The sequence below is a fragment of the Chlamydia buteonis genome (genome assembly GCF_900634605.1).
In the GTDB taxonomy this organism is placed as follows: Bacteria; Chlamydiota; Chlamydiia; order Chlamydiales; family Chlamydiaceae; genus Chlamydia; species Chlamydia buteonis.
Genome location: NZ_CAAAFM010000002.1, coordinates 197,871 through 214,159 on the forward strand (window position 1 = coordinate 197,871; position 16,289 = coordinate 214,159).

Genomic DNA, 16,289 nt, shown 5'->3' on the forward strand with positions numbered 1-16,289 from the left:
TCCTCTTATAAGTAAGGAAACAGACAGAGTGCTAAACCAAGGCAAGCTTATGTTATACAACATAAGCTCAACCTTTTAAGTAATATTATTTCCCTTTTTTCTTTTTATCTGAACTAACTAAATCTTCTAAGTCCAAATCATCTATATCTGTATCTGTTTGATCGTACTGTTTATCAGCTAAGTATTCTTTCACAGAAAGAGATACCTTTTTATGATCAGGATCCAGTTTGATAACTTTTGCAGATACTGAATCGCCTATTGAGATAATATCTTCAATTTTTGAAAAAGGCTTTTCAGAGAGCTCTGAAACGTGAATCAGACCTTCTATACCATTTTGTAGTTCTACAAATGCTCCGAATGCTGTAATTTTAGTTACAACTCCAGAAATAACGCTTCCTGTGGGGAACATTTCTTCAATTTCATTCCAAGGATTTGAACTTAACTGTTTGACTCCTAGAGTGATTTTTTTGCTTTCTTTATCTACTGAGAGAATAACAGCTTCAACAATACTACCTTTTTTGAAGAGTTCTGAAGGGTGGGATACCTTTTTAATCCAACTCATGTCAGAGATATGAATTAAACCTTCAATACCCGGCTCCAGTTCAACAAAGGCGCCGTAATTTGTAAGATTTTTAATTTCTGCACGTACGTGTAAACCAATAGGATATTTCTCTTCGATGTTATCCCACGGATTGTGTTCTGTTTGTTTTAGACCTAAAGAAATTTTACCTTCTTCTTTTTGAATGGATAAAACGATAGCTTCAACTTCATCACCTTTGTTGACTACTTCACTAGGATCAACAACATTTTTAACCCAAGACATTTCAGAGACGTGAATTAATCCTTCAATACCTTCTTCAATTTCGATAAAGGCTCCGTAGGGGAGAAGTTTAACAATTTTACCAGTAATACGTTTCCCTGGAGGATATTTCTTCTCGATATCTTCCCACGGATTGTGTTCTTTTTGTTTAAGACCAAGGGCAACGCGACCTTTTTCTTTATCAACGCTAAGAATCACAACTTCGAGTTCTTGATTGAGTTCTACCATTTCGGATGGATGACGAATGCGTTTCCATGTCATATCTGTAATATGGAGGAGACCATCGATGCCATCTAGATCTAAGAATACACCAAAATCTGTAATGTTTTTAACGATACCTTTACGGCGTTCGCCAATAGTGATTTGTTCAATAAGTTCTGCTTTTTTAGAAATTCGTTCAGCTTCTAAGAGTTCTCTTCTTGAAACAACAACATTTCTTCTATCAATGTTGATTTTCAAGATTTTGAATTCGCAGACTTTGCCTACATAATCATCTAAGTTCTTAATTTTCTTATTGTCAATTTGAGAACCGGGCAAGAAAGCTTCCATCCCAATATCAACAATGAGACCACCTTTGACTTTGCGTATAATTTGTCCCTTGACAATAGAACCTTCTTCACAGTGAGCTAAAATGTGTTCCCATTGTCTTTGGCGAGTAGCTTTTTCTCTGGATAAAACAACCTTTCCTTCTTCATCTTCAGTTTGGTCTAAGTATACCTCTACTTCAGCACCAAGAACTAAGCCTTCAGAGGATTCTATGAATTCTGACATTGGAATGACCCCTTCGGATTTCAAACCAACGTCAACGACTACGAAGTCCTTATTGATATCAACTACAGTACCTTTTAGGATGGCGCCAGGTTGTATCTCACTGGTAGGTTCCTCATCGCTTGAAGTAATTCCATGTGTTGAGCAGAGAAGATCTTTGAATTCAACAACGTCTTCCGAGAGGCAATCTATAGTATCAAGAATTTTTTTGGATCCCCAAGTGTATTCGGATTGTTTTGGCATTTAATGTTATTCTCCTAAAAACTACAAAGTCAAAAAAGATAGTGTAAATATAAACCTTAAAAAAGGCAAGATCTCCCTTGCAGCAGTTTTTTTATTCTAATTTGTTGCTTTAAAATTTTTTATTTGTTTTAGATTTATTTCTAAAATTATTCGGTAGGGTAAAAATAAATGACTCACGCTAAAGTAATTATTGTTGGCTCTGGCCCTGCAGGTTATACTGCAGCGATTTATGCTTCAAGAGCACTTTTAAGTCCTATTTTATTCGAGGGCTTTTTTTCCGGTGTTTCCGGTGGTCAATTAATGACTACTACTGAAGTAGAAAATTTCCCTGGATTCCCTGAAGGCATACTAGGTCCAAAATTAATGGATAATATGAAATCCCAGTCTAGTCGTTTTGGAGCTCAAATTCTTCCAAAAGATGTTACTTCAGTGGATTTCACTATACGTCCTTTTGTAGTAATGTCCAATGAAGAAAAATATACCTGTGACACGTGTATTATAGCAACGGGAGCTTCTGCAAAGCGGTTAGAAATTCCCGGAGCATCTGACAACGAATTCTGGCAAAAAGGTGTTACAGCTTGTGCCGTGTGTGACGGAGCCTCTCCTATTTTTAAAAATAAAGACTTGTATGTTATTGGTGGTGGAGATTCTGCCTTAGAAGAAGCAATTTTTCTGACTCGGTATGGAAGGCGTGTTTTTGTGGTACATAGAAGGGACACGTTAAGAGCTTCTAAAGCGATGGTAAAAAAGGCGGAGTCTAATGAAAAGATCTCTTTCCTTTGGAATAGTGAAATAGTAAAAATTTCCGGAGATACCTTTGTTCGTTCTGTTGATATTTTAAACAATGTTTCTAAAGAGATTTCTTCTCGTGATGCAGGAGGCGTATTTTTTGCCATAGGACATAAGCCGAATACTGATTTTTTAAGTGGCCAGCTAGCTTTAGACGAATATGGATACATTATTACTGAACCGGGTACTTGCAGAACCTCTATTCCAGGAGTATTTGCTGCGGGGGATGTTCAGGATAAACATTATAGACAAGCAATCACGGCTGCGGGAAGTGGGTGTATGGCTGCTTTAGAAGCCGAACGTTTCTTAAATTAAAGCTATTGCCATAGCTGTGGCGTACTCACGACTATGGCTGATTGATAATAAGACTTTGGAGATTCCTAATTTTTGATACACTCTTTCTGGTAAAAAGACTTCGGGGTGTTTTGATATTTTAAGGATCTCTATATCTTTCCAACCAACAATCTTTCCTATTCCAGATCCTAGGGCTTTAGCTACAGCTTCTTTCCCTGCAAACCTAGCTGCTAAAGAAGGGCAAGGATCTATTAGTCTTAAACAATACACCTGTTCCTTTTTTGTGAAGATTTTATTAAGCATTCTTTGATTATGTGTTTTTATCGCTTTCCGAATTCGGGAAATTTCAATAATATCAGTTCCTATATGTGTAATTTGCATAATGGAAATCTATAGTTAAAGGCTTTCTAATTGGTTTTTTGGGGATTTAGCGAAGTAGGTCAGAGCTGTTTTTATAAGAGCATACCCTATAGTCGAACGAATGAAGAATAAAATGGCCGGATTATCAATACATCTACGTAGTAATAGAGATACAACAATCATTGTAGCCATGACTAAAAAGCGTTTAGAAAAAAACGACTTTCTTAAGTAAACTTTTTTTGAAATGCTTCCCAAGAGTAATTGGTTAGACAGGTCGTTTTGAGAGGATACAGATTTTAATAATAAAAATCGGTATTTTAAAGATGCAACAAACCACGCCCCCATAGCTAGTAGGATAAGGATTTTGAAAGACAAATCTGGTTGGTAAACAATCGTGGAGGCTTTTAAAAGCAATTTAATTCCTCCTGATAACCAGAGTATCCCAGGGAGACAAATAAGTAGGTGATTTTTATTACTAGTCATATGCTTTTGCTTGTTGCAATTTAACCATTCTATACCGATTTTATATTTTTTTTCTATTTTTGGATTGAATAATGCGAATCTTCTTATCAGCGATATACTGGAATCATTCAAAATTTTTATGGAATTCAGAAAGCTGGCCTCTCCGAGTGTCTTGGTATGGTCTATGTTTTTCTGTGGGGATTTTGCTTACCTCTATCTTGGGTATTTATCTCGCGCTATCTTCCTATACTGAAGAAGATGAAGCAAGATTTTCTAAGGGACAACTTCGTGTAGCTTTGGAGAACTTCGCTTTATATTCTCTGTTATTTATCATTCCTGGATCACGTATAGCTTATATTTTATTTTATGGAGGCAATTTTTATCTCAAAAATCCTCAAGAGATTTTCAAAGTGTGGAATGGGGGACTAGCAAGTCACGGAGGTATGGTAGGCTTAATTCTATGGGTAATCATATTCTCTTGGATATATAGAAAAAAACTTCCCATATTAACCTTTTTGTTTCTTTGTGATCTTTGTGCGTCTGTATTCGGATGTGCAGCTTTTATGATTCGTATTGGAAATTTTATGAACCAAGAAATTATAGGAACACCGACCAATCTTCCTTGGGGGATTATTTTTTCATCTCCTACTCAAGGCATGTTGGGTGTTCCTACGCATCCAGTACAGTTGTATGAAGGAGTTAGTTATTTATTGCTTTCTACAATTCTGTTCTTCTTAAGTTATAAACGTTATTTTCGTTTAGGCTCTGGATGGGCCACCTCCTTGGGATTAATAGGTATATCTTTAATTCGTTTTGTTGCTGAGTTTTTTAAAAGCCACCAGGGTAAAGTTATAGGGCCTGATAGTTGGTTAACAATGGGCCAAATACTGTCCTTGCCTTTGTTTGTACTCGGTCTATCTTTAGGAGTAGTATGTTTTCTTAAAAATAAGAAAGATAAGACTTCGATTTCATCAGCAAAATAGAAAGAATTTCATACGTATTTTAGGAATCTCTTATGGGAGATAAATAGATACTATGGTATTTTAGCTTTTTAGTTTAATTTTTCAGAGTTTAACAGATGAATAAACGTTCATTGTTGTTTGTTTCTTTAGTTGGCATGGCTTTTGTTGGATGCCAAATCTTTTTTGGTTATAATGATTTTCGCTCTTGCAAAGCTCTTACAGAGAAACAAAAAACAATTTCAGAACAAGTGCTTGCAGCAACAAAGTCTATGGGACTAGGTGTTTCTCCCTGGACAACATGCCTAGATGAAGAAGTAAATAAGAATCATTATGCAGTGCGTGTTGGAAATAGGCTACTCCTATTGAATCAAGGGAATTCAGCAAGTGCAGTTTATTCTTCTGGATCTCGTTGGGATTTTATAGAAGAGACAACAGCTTGTGATAATATTCACGTTGCTTTGTATGGTGAGACAGGTGAATCAACAGTGCCTTCAAATACGGGAAAGGTATTTCTCCCTGTAACCAGCGAAGCTCTTCCTGTTTTAGTCGTTGAGTTTCGTAATAATCAAGAACCTATAGTTTTCTTAGGTCAATACAAGCAGGATGAAGGTAAGGTCTATAACAAAGATAGTCAAGTTTACGGAACTTCTTTAGTGTTCTGGAGGTCAGGTAATGAATACCTACCTTTAGGTATTTATAATTCTAAAGAAGAAAGATTAGAATCTTTAGATCTTCCAATTACTCAAGCTTCTATTTTTAGCAATTCTCGTGAAACAAATACAGACACGAATTCTGGGCAATATTTTGTTCTGTCTAATGAATATATGCAGCTAGTTATTTCTCAAGAGAGTGGTGCTATAGAAGGCATTAACCTTCCTTTCTCTTCAGAGGATAGTAAGAGTATAGTTAATGAAATTGGTTTTGATAGAGATTTGAAATCTCAAGTTCCTAGTGAGGCTTCTTTTCCTGGTTTGCCTTCTGTAGGATCAAATAACCAAACAGTCTCTAATACTATAGGAGGATATTATCCCTTATTGCGTAGGGGGATTCTTTCCGACTCGAAGAAACGCACGCCTGCTAGTTATCATGCTTTAAATATTGTTTCGGGTAGAGACCTTGTCAACCCAGTAACTTCTGGATATCGAGTTTCTGTCTTCAATAGTAATGTATTGGAATTAGAGAGCAACGATGGCTCTATTAAGAAAACTTATAAATTGCCTGAGCAACAACCTTATGCTTTTGAGGTTGCTGTTGGTTTAAATCGTTCTAGTGACGATATATGGATAACTTCGGGTGTTCCCGAAGTTGAAATTATGTCCAATACATTTAGTCCTGCTATTAAATACCGCGTGATTAAGAAGAATAAAGGGCAGTTGGATAAGGTGAAACTACCTAAGTCTAAAGATCCATTATCTTTGCGTAGTGGAATATATCCTCAATGGATACTCAATTCTAATGGATATTTCGGTATTATTTTATCCCCACTCACAGATATACCTGCTGGATATGCTGCTGCATATGTTTCTGGAAATTCTGTTCCTACACGTTTATCCCTGCTATATCCTAAAAATCAAGCATATCCTGCTTCTAAATACCCGGGATATGAAACCTTGCTTCCTTTACCCAAAGAAGAAGGAACTTATCGTTTTCTTGTTTACGCCGGACCTTTAGCAGAACCTACTTTAAGAGCTTTAGATCGGGCATATACAAATCCTAAAGGTGAAAACCCCCAGTATCTTGATTGTATAACTTTCCGAGGATTATTCGCTTTTATTACCGAGCCTTTTGCAGCTTTACTTTTTATCATTATGAAGTTTTTCAAAATGATAACGGGCTCTTGGGGGGGGTCTATTATTCTGCTTACAGTGTTTTTAAAATTATTATTATATCCTTTAAATGCTTGGTCTATACGTTCTATGAGACGTATGCAAAAGCTGTCTCCTTATATCCAGGAAATTCAGCAAAAGTATAAGAAAGAGCCTAAGCGAGCACAAATGGAAGTGATGGCTTTATATAAGACAAATAAGGTGAATCCTATAACAGGCTGTTTGCCTTTATTGATTCAATTGCCTTTTCTTATAGCTATGTTTGATTTATTAAAATCCTCGTTCCTTCTTCGTGGTGCCTCTTTCATTCCAGGATGGATTGATAATTTGACGGCTCCAGATGTTTTATTCTCTTGGACTACACCAGTTTGGTTTATTGGCAATGAATTTCATCTTCTTCCTATCCTGTTGGGGATTGTAATGTTCATTCAGCAAAAGCTTTCAGCTTTGAAGAAAAAAGGACCTGTTACAGATCAACAAAAACAACAGGAAGCAATGGGGACTATGATGGCTCTTTTGTTTACCTTCATGTTTTATAATTTCCCTTCAGGTTTAAATATTTATTGGTTTTCCTCTATGCTTCTTGGATTGATTCAGCAGTGGGTTACTAATAAGATTTTGGACAGGCAGCATCTTAAAAATGAGATCACTGTTAATAAGAAAAAACAAAGGTAACAACTGAAAAAAAAGCTTTTTTATACTAAAAAAAATATAAGAAAACTATTTAGATGAGATAGTTTTATGCGGGCGTGGGAAGACTTTCTTTTGCTACAAGAAAAAGAAATCGGTACGAGTACTGTAGACAAATGGTTAAGGTCGTTAAAAGTCCTATGCTTTGATGCGTGTAATTTGTATCTTGAAGCTAAAGACTCTTTTCAAGTGACTTGGTTTGAGGAGCATATACGCCACAAAGTAAAAACAAGTTTAGTTAATAATAACGGGAAATTAATTCGTGTTCACGTTACTTCCCTTGATAAAACTACTCCCTTCTATAAAGAAAAGCAGATGCAGCAGGAAAAAACTGCCTACTTTACTATGCAGTATGGCAATGTCAATCCTGAGATGACTTTCGCTAATTTTCTTGTGACTCCTGAAAATGACTTACCGTTTCGTATTTTACAGGAGTTTACAAAACCTTCAGAAGATGCTACAGGCTTCCCTTTTAACCCCATTTATCTTTTTGGACCAGAGGGGTCTGGGAAAACCCATTTAATGCAAGCTGCTGTAAATGTTCTCCGGGAATCCGGGGGTAAGATTCTTTACGTTGCTTCAGATTTATTTACTGAACATTTAGTTTCAGCAATACGTTCTGGAGAAATGCAGAGATTTCGTTCTTTTTACCGTAATGTCGATGCTTTATTTATAGAGGACATAGAAGTATTCTCAGGTAAAGGAGCTACGCAGGAAGAGTTTTTCCATACTTTTAATTCCTTGCAAACAGAAGGTAAGTTGATTGTTATCTCATCGGCGTATGCTCCTGCAGACTTAAAAGCAATGGAAGAACGCTTAATTAGTCGTTTTGAATGGGGAGTAGCTGTTCCTATTCATCCTTTAACGAAAGAGGGATTAAGAAGTTTTCTTATGCGACAAACAGAGCAATTATCTATCCGCATAGAAGACTCAGCTTTGGACTTCTTAATTCATGCATTATCTTCAAATATGAAAACGTTATTGCATGCGTTAACTCTGCTTTCAAAACGTGTTGCTTATAAGAAATTGGCTCAGCAGCTGCTCTATGAAGATGATATACAATCTCTCTTACACGATGTATTAGAGGCTGCGGAAAGTGTGCGTTTAACTCCTTCGGGAATTGTGCGCGCTGTTGCTAAGTATTATGGAGTGTCTCCAGAGAGTATTTTAGGGCGTTCACAATCTCGAGAGTATGTATTGCCTAGACAGGTCGCTATGTATTTATGTCGGCAGAAATTGTCTTTATCTTATGTAAGGATAGGGGATGTATTTTCTAGAGATCATTCAACAGTCATTTCATCAATACGTGCTATTTCTCAAAAAGTAGAAGAAGGGGGGCACGACATTAGTATTGCTACGCAAGACTTAATGAAGTATTTAACTTCAGCGTATAAAAGTCTTGAGTTCTTCCCCGAAGAAGAAATCCCTTGCTAGCCTAAACTAACTTTTTCCGCAGAGTGTACTTGATAATCAAACATGCTATAGAAACTATTGTCAAAATAATCTGTACAATGAGCGCTACTAAAATTGTAGGCGTTGCGCAATAGCCACTTGTTAATAACAAGCTAATCGAAAATAAAGAGACTACTCCTAAAGTTACCCAAAGAGCTGTATGCTGAATCATGTGGCATTTAGGATGCCTATCAATATGGGGGCGAGTTATGCTTACTGGGTCTTGAGAGGTTCTGGGTCTTTGATACCTTGTAGAATCGGAGCTCTTAAAATCGCTCAGAGTAAAGACATTTCTATTTGCTCGTCCAGAGAACGCTCCAAATGCATGTGCTGAGGTCATAAGTTGCTTAATTATCAAAAATATAAGACATGTTTAGCAGTTTACTATTTTCAGATCAATTTGAATACGCCTAATTAGGATCTCTGATTTTTACTCTCAGAATATTTTCCATGTTTTGATTCCGATTTTAATTTTTTATAGAGATTTGTTTCATACTCCTTTTGTTTCAAGATATCTTCCTTCTAAGTTCTTTCTTTTTTTTTTGATTTCTCTTATGGAAATACAAAAATCACTTCCTGCTTATTCCTTGATTCGGAGACTTATGAATTTTGATAAGAATTTGGTAAATGTAGAAACGATGAAGCAGGCGATTTTAAATCGTCTGTATTTTGGGGTAGTACAATCTCCAGAATCTGCTTCAGCAAGAGATATATTTACAGCAGTTTCAAAGACTGTAATGGAGTGGTTAGCTAAAGGTTGGCTAACAACTCAGAATAGTTACTACGAACAAGATGTTAAGCGTGTTTACTATATTTCTATGGAATTTCTACTTGGTAGAAGTTTAAAAAGCAATCTTCTGAATTTAGGAATGCTAGATCTTGTTCGCAATGCATTAGAAGCATTGAATTATGATTTCGATACTTTAATACAAATGGAAGCAGATGCAGGATTAGGGAATGGTGGATTAGGACGACTTGCAGCGTGTTATTTAGATTCCATGGCAACCTTGGGAATTCCTGCTTATGGATATGGTATCCGCTACGATTATGGTATCTTTGATCAGAAAATTGTAAATGGTTATCAAGTAGAAGCCCCTGATGAATGGTTGCGTTACGGTAACCCTTGGGAAATATGTAGGGGAGAATATCTCTATCCTGTTCGCTTTTACGGTAGAGTAATTCATTATACGGATGCTCGAGGAAAAGAAGTTGCTGATCTTGTAGACACTCAAGAAGTACTAGCCATGGCTTATGATGTACCTATCCCAGGATACGGTATAGATACTGTAAATACCTTGCGTTTGTGGCAAGCACAATCTCCACATGGATTTGAGTTTAATTACTTTAATCATGGGAATTATATTCGCGCCATAGAAGATATTGCATTAGTAGAGAACATTTCCAGAGTATTATACCCTAATGATTCTATTTCTGAGGGGCAAGAGCTGCGGTTAAAGCAAGAGTACTTTTTAGTTTCTGCAACAATCCAAGATATTCTTCGTAGATATACGAAAATACATATTTCTTTGGATAATCTCCCTAATAAAGTAGCTGTGCAGCTTAATGATACCCATCCTGCATTAGGAATAGCTGAAATGATGCATATCTTGGTTGATAGGGAAGAACTCCCCTGGGATACCGCTTGGGATATGACCACCCGCATATTCAATTATACAAATCATACGATATTACCTGAAGCATTAGAGCGTTGGTCTATAGATCTCTTTTCAAGGCTATTGCCTAGACATTTAGAGATTATTTATGAGATTAATTCTCGATGGTTGGAGAAGGTTTCTCAGAGATTTCCTGGAGATAACGATAAGCGTCGAGCATTGTCTATTATTGAGGAAGGTAGTGATAAACATGTCAATATGGCAAGTTTAGCTGTTGTGGGTTCGTCTAAAGTTAATGGTGTCTCTGCTTTTCACTCTCATCTTATAAAAACAACATTATTTAAAGATTTCGTAGAGTTTTTCCCTGATAAATTTATTAACGTAACTAATGGGATTACTCCAAGACGTTGGCTCGCCTTATGTAATCCTCGCTTGAATGCATTATTAGATCAAACGATAGGGAGTGCTCATATTACGGATCTCTCTCAAATTCACAAGGTGATACCCTTTGCTGATGACGCGAGTTTTCGAGAACAGTGGCATAAAATTAAGCTTAATAATAAGCAGGATTTTGCATTAAAACTTAAAAAAGAAATCGGAGAGAATATAGATCCCTCCTCTATGTTTGATTTTCATGTAAAGCGTATTCATGAATATAAACGGCAGTTAATGAATATTCTTAGGGTTATTTATCTTTATAATGATCTTAAGGAGAATGTATCTTCGAGTATAGTCCCAACAACAGTAATTTTTGCTGGAAAAGCGGCTCCAGGATATGCTTTTGCTAAGTTAGTCATTAAACTTATCAATAGCGTCGCCGATTGTGTAAATAACGATCCTCAGGTGAATGAAGTCTTAAAAGTTCTCTTCCTTCCAAATTATCGAGTGACGATGTCTGAGATGATTATGCCTGCTTCTGATATCTCTGAGCAGATCTCTACAGCAGGTATGGAAGCTTCCGGAACGGGAAATATGAAATTTGCTTTAAACGGTTCCCTAACAATAGGAACCATGGATGGAGCAAACATAGAAATGTCGGAATATATTGGTAGGGACAATATGTTCATTTTCGGTTTGTTAGAGGAAGAAATAGCCAAAATAAGGCGAGAGTATTACCCACAGGCTATATGTAATAACAATCCCAAGATTGCTCATGTGTTAAAATTACTAGATCAAGGATTTTTCAACACTTCAGACAAAGACCTATTCAAGCCCATAGTACATAGATTATTATATGAAGGTGACCCATTCTTTGTTTTAGCAGATTTAGAATCGTACATTAAAGTTCATGAATCTGCGGCTACCTTATTCCAACACACAGAAGAATGGGTAAAGAAATCGATATATAACGTAGGCGGTATGGGCTTTTTCTCTAGTGATAGAGCTATTGCTGACTATGCCAGAGATATATGGGATGTTCCTATTAATCATAAATCTTAAGAAAAAAGCGTTGCTACTCAAAAATGAATGACTTTTATTAGCAACGCTTTTTGTTGTCGAAAAACGCGAAACTTTTAATTTAATAAAAGGACAGAAGGAGCTTCTAAAATTTTCTGCAATCGCTTCATAAACATTGCTGCAGGATATCCGTCAATTACACGGTGATCTATAGATAATGTGAATATACATGTAGACCCAACTATAATTTCTCCATTGATAACTATAGGTTCTTCCTGAACACTACCTACAGCAAGAATAGCTGCTTGAGGGGGATTGATAATTGCTGTGAACGCTGTAATTCCCGTCATGCCTAAATTGGAAACACAGAAAGACCCGCCTTTATACTCTTCCTCTTTTAAAGATTGAGATTTAGCTTTAGAAGCTAAGTGTTTAATCTCGGCAGAAATCATACCTATGTTCTTGCGGTCAGCACAGCGTACAATAGGAGTGATCACTCCATCAGAAATAGCCACAGCTATCGAAATATCTATAGTTTCAAAACGTACAATTTTATTATCGACGCTATTGAAACCTGAATTTACTTCAGGAAATTCTTTTAAAGCTAAGGCGCAAGCACGAACAATACAGTCATTAATAGACAGCTTAATTCCTTGGATTTGTAGTTCTTTAAGTAAGGAGAGTAACGGCGAAGCATAAACTTTTTGTGTTACATAAAAATGAGGAATAGAGGCTTTCGCAGCTTGTAGCCTCTGTGCAATGATATCTCGAATAGGAGAAAGAGTTTCTTCGTGATATGATCCAGGATGCACATCAGGAGATTCTGGGTAACCAAAACCTGCAATACCTTTGGTAGGAGCTTTATCAAGGTCTTTTTCAACAATACGTCCGCCAGGACCACTACCTTTGATTCCAGAAATATCAAGGTTTTTTTCCTTCGCTACACGTTTAGCTAGGGGAGAAACGGGTGACTTTGAAGAGTCTACTTTTAAAGATAAAGGTTTAGAAAGAGGAGGTTCAGGTTTAAATCGAAAGGCTAGCTGCGTCGGGGCAACGTATGGTTGTACTTTCGTTACTTCTTCTTCCACTAGTTGAACATTTTCTATAGAAAGTTCTGTCTCAGGAGTTTTAGGAAGGATAGTATCTAAGTTAAAACACTCATCCTTTTCAGAAGATACGACAGCTATAGGCGTGCCTATTTCTACTTTTGTTCCCTCTTTAACAAGACAGTCCCGGAACCAGCCCTCTTCAGTTGCCGTGTGTTCTAGTACAGCCTTATCTGTTGATACTTCTAAGAGAACATCACCAAACTCTATCTTATCGCCATTGTTCTTATGCCATTTTACGATTGTTCCTACTTCCATGGTTGGAGAAAGTTTTGGCATTTTTAATAGAGAAATCACAAATTTACCTCATGATTTTTTCGATAGTGTCTAAAATACGATTCGCATTGGGCAGAGTTGCTTGCTCTAATATCTTGTTGTACGGCATAGGAGTTTCTCTTTGGCACACTCTTAAAGGAGGACTATCTAGGTAATCAAAAACATGTTCTGTAATTTCAGTAATGATTTCCGCAGAGATCCCTGCAAAGTAATGACCCTCTTCTACAACTATACAATTTCCTGTTTTCTTTACTGAAGAAAATATTCCAGAGATATCTAGTGGCTTAATTGTGCGTAGATCAAGAATTTCTATAGAAAGACCGTAACGCTGTTTCGCAACTTTTACAGCTTGTTTTACAATAGAAACCATTCTACCGTAGGTGATAATTGTTAAATCTTTTCCCTCTTCTACAACCCGAGACTTCCCAATAGGGACTAAGTATTCTTCGACTGGGACTTCGCATTTGAGATTATACTCCAACTCATTTTCTAAGAAGAGAACAGGATTATCATTTCTAATAGCAGATTTTAATAGTCCTTTAGCGTCATAAGAATTCGATGGAGAAATAACAATCAAACCAGGGATATTCGCATATAGTGTCTCAACACAATGAGAGTGCTGACAAGATACTTGTGCTGCAGCCCCATTAGGACCACGAAATACTATCGGAACTGAAAACATTCCCCCAGTCATATAATGCATTTTTGCAGCGTGTGAAATAATCTGATCTGCAGCTACTAAAGAAAAATTCCAACTCATAAATTCTATAATTGGACGCAGACCAGTTAATGCCGCTCCAATCCCTATTCCGGTGAATGCCGCTTCACTAATTGGTGTATCAATAACTCTTGATGACGACCACTTATTTAAAAGGCCTTTTGTAACTTTATAAGCACCATTATATTCAGCGACTTCTTCTCCTAGTATACATACATTAGGATCCCTCGCCATCTCTTCATCAATAGCTTCTCTAATAGCTTCTCGGATTTCTAATGTAACATATTTAGGCATACACACCTTCTTCTAATGTAGCAATCGTTGGTTCTGGATCTGATTTTGCTTCAGTAAAAGCTTTTACAACCTCATTCTTACATTCCTGACGTAATGCTTGAAAACTTTCTTCTGAGATTACTCCCAAGTTGATTAGCCATTTTTTAGCGAAAACAATAGGATCTTTTTTTATAAGGCATTGCATTTCTTCTTTACTTCTATAAAGGTTGGGATCAGAAATGGAGTGTCCTCTAAATCGAGAACATAAGCATTCAACAATGACTGGAAGTCGCGTCTTTTGCATGTACTCATAAGCTTCTTTAAAGCCTAAAAGACAATTGAAAAGGTCAAAACCGTTTAAAGTGAATGAGCGTATACCGTAAGAACTCCCTTGGGATTCTCCTATCGGTTGTTTTGCAATAGCACGATGGAGGGCAGTCCCCATGCCCCAGCCATTATTTTCTATAATAAGCATTAAAGGTAGATCGTGTAGAGCAGTAAAATTTAATGTTTCGTGAAATACTCCTTGAGCAACCGCTCCATCTCCAATGAATCCTAGGGAGATCTTATCTTCACACCGATATTTGATAGCGAATGCTGCTCCGGCGGCTAGGGGGATTTGACCTCCTACGATTCCAAATCCTCCAGGGAAATTCGGACCACACATATGCATAGACCCGCCTCGACCTAATGCGCAACCAGTTTCTTTCCCTAGTAATTCTGCTGCAAGGGAGCGAAGGGGGATATTCAGTAATATGGCAAGAGCGTGACAACGGTAGGAAGAGAAAAACCATTGATCTAATCCTGTATTAGCCAATGCTGCGGTAGCAACCGCTTCTTGACCACTATAGGAGTGGTAAAAACCACCAACTAAACCTTCCAAATAAGCCTCTTCTCCTCGTGTTTCAAACTCACGAATTAGTAACATGTATTTCAAGAGTTCTAAACAACGAGGGGAGCCGTATATATCAATAATGTTTTTTACGGTTGCCTCATTAGATTCTTTAGAGGCGATATTGTAATGAAAAGCGTCGGGCATGTCTTGATACGAGAGTTGCGTCAAGGATTAAGTTCACTCTATTATAAAGTCATGGATTTGAAAAGACAAGACCAAAAAAGTAATTAAGTTTTTTAAAAAAAGAAAAATCTTTAATATCTTCCCATTTGTGTATTTCTGACCAAGAAGTAAAGGACTGTGGACACATGGACGTTTTTAGCAGACTAAATCGTCAGAATCATTTTTATGTGGAACAGGTAGATGGTGTCATGAGAGATCCAAAATCTCCCAGTGACAACAACAATAAGAAAGATAATGAACTCAAGAAAAAATTATTAACTATAACTAAACGGGTAGTTGCCTCTGCTCAAGAATTTGAACGTGGGAGAGAAAATGCTAGTAACTATTTAAAAAAAACTCAATGGATGCCCTATAAAAACGAGGAGTTAGAGGAAACAAAAGAGCTATTTTCTCTACTTACTTCCATGGATAAGAAGTTAGCTCAATTATTTTTTTATCTTCCCTCTTGTGGAATAGAGTGGGGAAATTTTGTAACTTCAGTTGAACAGATTGAACAGAACTATGGTTTAGGAGGAATATTATTTTCTTGTGGTTCTTTTGAAAAGCAATGTAGGTATATTCGTGATTTCAATAGGTCTCAGATAATTCCTTTACTTTTGGGGTGTACTATTCCTCATAGCTTAGAATTTTATTTATTGGAGCGGGATTTATCTTTAATGGACTGCAAAAATCTGTATGAGTTAGGAATTGGTTTAGGAGAGCTACTTAAAGATTATGGAGTTATGATTTCGTTAATCTTTCAAGAAATAGTCAGTATGGATATGACCAACTATTCTGAATTGGTCAGGGGACTAAAATATTCAGGTAATATACAAGGAAAATTACATCACTGTGATTTTTCTCCTACAACAATCACACCTAGTCCTATAGCTTTACGTTACAGCTTAGCAAACACTATACGAGGTTTAGCTATTGACGTAGACTTCTCAAGATTGAAATTTATGGGATGTTCCATGTTGACGAATGTGGAGCATACGATAAAAGCATTAAACCACGGAGTCGAGTGCTTTACTTTTTCTAGTCTTAGAGAGCTTAAGAAGGGAATTAAAGCACTAACTCAATTAATTACTACAGGCCAAGTAAGCCCAGCAATTGTCAATAAAAGCGTGATAAAAATTCTCACCTTAAAAAGACGCTTTAAGGCTGTATATTTATAATTCT

Annotated in this window: 13 protein-coding genes; 6 read left to right on the forward strand and 7 right to left on the reverse strand. The window is 36.7% G+C overall.

What is annotated here, in order from left to right; all coding sequences use genetic code 11:
• Positions 1-85: 85 nt before the first annotated feature.
• Positions 86-1,831, reverse strand: coding sequence for a 30S ribosomal protein S1 (gene rpsA, locus E1N70_RS04340; protein ID WP_131744318.1), 1,746 nt, complete (start codon positions 1,829-1,831; stop codon positions 86-88).
• Between the two features lie 168 nt (positions 1,832-1,999).
• On the opposite strand from rpsA, the gene trxB reads away from it, so the two are divergent.
• The gene (gene trxB, locus E1N70_RS04345) at positions 2,000-2,935 is read left to right on the forward strand and encodes a thioredoxin-disulfide reductase (RefSeq protein WP_131744319.1); all 936 of its coding nucleotides are present in this window, start codon (positions 2,000-2,002) and stop codon (positions 2,933-2,935) included.
• Here the strand turns inward: trxB and acpS are convergent.
• Together acpS and E1N70_RS04355 are read right to left on the reverse strand one after the other, a co-directional pair.
• Positions 2,927-3,295 (reverse strand): holo-ACP synthase, encoded by a 369-nt coding sequence (gene acpS, locus E1N70_RS04350; RefSeq protein WP_131744320.1) that lies wholly within the window; start codon positions 3,293-3,295, stop codon positions 2,927-2,929. The genes trxB and acpS overlap by 9 nt on opposite strands.
• A gap of 15 nt (positions 3,296-3,310) precedes the next feature.
• Positions 3,311-3,757, reverse strand: coding sequence for a hypothetical protein (locus E1N70_RS04355; protein ID WP_131744321.1), 447 nt, complete (start codon positions 3,755-3,757; stop codon positions 3,311-3,313).
• Between the two features lie 71 nt (positions 3,758-3,828).
• Between E1N70_RS04355 and E1N70_RS04360 the strand changes: the two genes are divergently transcribed.
• The 3 genes from E1N70_RS04360 (at position 3,829) to dnaA (ending at position 8,648) form a co-directional block, all read left to right on the forward strand.
• Positions 3,829-4,719, forward strand: a complete 891-nt coding sequence (locus tag E1N70_RS04360; RefSeq protein WP_131744322.1) for a prolipoprotein diacylglyceryl transferase — start codon at positions 3,829-3,831, stop codon at positions 4,717-4,719.
• Positions 4,720-4,814: 95 nt separating this feature from the next.
• Positions 4,815-7,199 carry a membrane protein insertase YidC gene (yidC, locus tag E1N70_RS04365; RefSeq protein WP_131744323.1) on the forward strand — a complete coding sequence of 795 codons (2,385 nt, stop codon included), beginning with the start codon at positions 4,815-4,817 and terminating at the stop codon, positions 7,197-7,199.
• Between the two features lie 66 nt (positions 7,200-7,265).
• Positions 7,266-8,648 (forward strand): chromosomal replication initiator protein DnaA, encoded by a 1,383-nt coding sequence (gene dnaA / locus E1N70_RS04370; protein ID WP_131744324.1) that lies wholly within the window; start codon positions 7,266-7,268, stop codon positions 8,646-8,648.
• 1 nt (position 8,649) lies between these two features.
• Here dnaA and E1N70_RS04375 read toward each other — a convergent pair whose 3' ends face one another.
• The gene (locus E1N70_RS04375; protein WP_131744325.1) at positions 8,650-9,006 is read right to left on the reverse strand and encodes a hypothetical protein; all 357 of its coding nucleotides are present in this window, start codon (positions 9,004-9,006) and stop codon (positions 8,650-8,652) included.
• Between the two features lie 262 nt (positions 9,007-9,268).
• Between E1N70_RS04375 and E1N70_RS04380 the strand changes: the two genes are divergently transcribed.
• On the forward strand, positions 9,269-11,719 hold the full coding sequence (locus E1N70_RS04380; protein WP_165478216.1) for a glycogen/starch/alpha-glucan phosphorylase: 2,451 nt from the start codon (positions 9,269-9,271) through the stop codon (positions 11,717-11,719).
• Between the two features lie 74 nt (positions 11,720-11,793).
• On the opposite strand, the gene E1N70_RS04385 is transcribed toward E1N70_RS04380, so the two are convergent.
• From E1N70_RS04385 to pdhA, 3 genes are read right to left on the reverse strand one after another with little or no spacing between them, the layout of a single operon-like run.
• Positions 11,794-13,080 (reverse strand): pyruvate dehydrogenase complex dihydrolipoamide acetyltransferase, encoded by a 1,287-nt coding sequence (locus tag E1N70_RS04385; protein WP_131744327.1) that lies wholly within the window; start codon positions 13,078-13,080, stop codon positions 11,794-11,796.
• Between the two features lie 4 nt (positions 13,081-13,084).
• Positions 13,085-14,071 carry an alpha-ketoacid dehydrogenase subunit beta gene (locus tag E1N70_RS04390; protein WP_131744328.1) on the reverse strand — a complete coding sequence of 329 codons (987 nt, stop codon included), beginning with the start codon at positions 14,069-14,071 and terminating at the stop codon, positions 13,085-13,087.
• Positions 14,064-15,089, reverse strand: coding sequence for a pyruvate dehydrogenase (acetyl-transferring) E1 component subunit alpha (gene pdhA, locus E1N70_RS04395; RefSeq protein ID WP_131744329.1), 1,026 nt, complete (start codon positions 15,087-15,089; stop codon positions 14,064-14,066). The genes E1N70_RS04390 and pdhA overlap by 8 nt, the downstream gene beginning before the upstream one ends.
• A 164-nt stretch (positions 15,090-15,253) precedes the next feature.
• On the opposite strand from pdhA, the gene E1N70_RS04400 reads away from it, so the two are divergent.
• Positions 15,254-16,285 (forward strand): hypothetical protein, encoded by a 1,032-nt coding sequence (locus E1N70_RS04400; RefSeq protein WP_131744330.1) that lies wholly within the window; start codon positions 15,254-15,256, stop codon positions 16,283-16,285.
• Positions 16,286-16,289 lie beyond the last annotated feature (4 nt).

Coding starts and splice junctions, on each gene's coding strand:
- pdhA (WP_131744329.1), bottom strand. CDS start 15,089: ATGCCCGACGCTTTTCATTACAATATCGCCTCTAAAGAATCTAATGAG.
- E1N70_RS04375 (WP_131744325.1), bottom strand. CDS start 9,006: ATGACCTCAGCACATGCATTTGGAGCGTTCTCTGGACGAGCAAATAGA.
- rpsA (WP_131744318.1), bottom strand. CDS start 1,831: ATGCCAAAACAATCCGAATACACTTGGGGATCCAAAAAAATTCTTGAT.
- trxB (WP_131744319.1), top strand. CDS start 2,000: ATGACTCACGCTAAAGTAATTATTGTTGGCTCTGGCCCTGCAGGTTAT.
- E1N70_RS04400 (WP_131744330.1), top strand. CDS start 15,254: ATGGACGTTTTTAGCAGACTAAATCGTCAGAATCATTTTTATGTGGAA.
- acpS (WP_131744320.1), bottom strand. CDS start 3,295: ATGCAAATTACACATATAGGAACTGATATTATTGAAATTTCCCGAATT.
- E1N70_RS04360 (WP_131744322.1), top strand. CDS start 3,829: ATGCGAATCTTCTTATCAGCGATATACTGGAATCATTCAAAATTTTTA.
- E1N70_RS04380 (WP_165478216.1), top strand. CDS start 9,269: ATGAATTTTGATAAGAATTTGGTAAATGTAGAAACGATGAAGCAGGCG.
- E1N70_RS04390 (WP_131744328.1), bottom strand. CDS start 14,071: ATGCCTAAATATGTTACATTAGAAATCCGAGAAGCTATTAGAGAAGCT.
- yidC (WP_131744323.1), top strand. CDS start 4,815: ATGAATAAACGTTCATTGTTGTTTGTTTCTTTAGTTGGCATGGCTTTT.
- E1N70_RS04355 (WP_131744321.1), bottom strand. CDS start 3,757: ATGACTAGTAATAAAAATCACCTACTTATTTGTCTCCCTGGGATACTC.
- dnaA (WP_131744324.1), top strand. CDS start 7,266: ATGCGGGCGTGGGAAGACTTTCTTTTGCTACAAGAAAAAGAAATCGGT.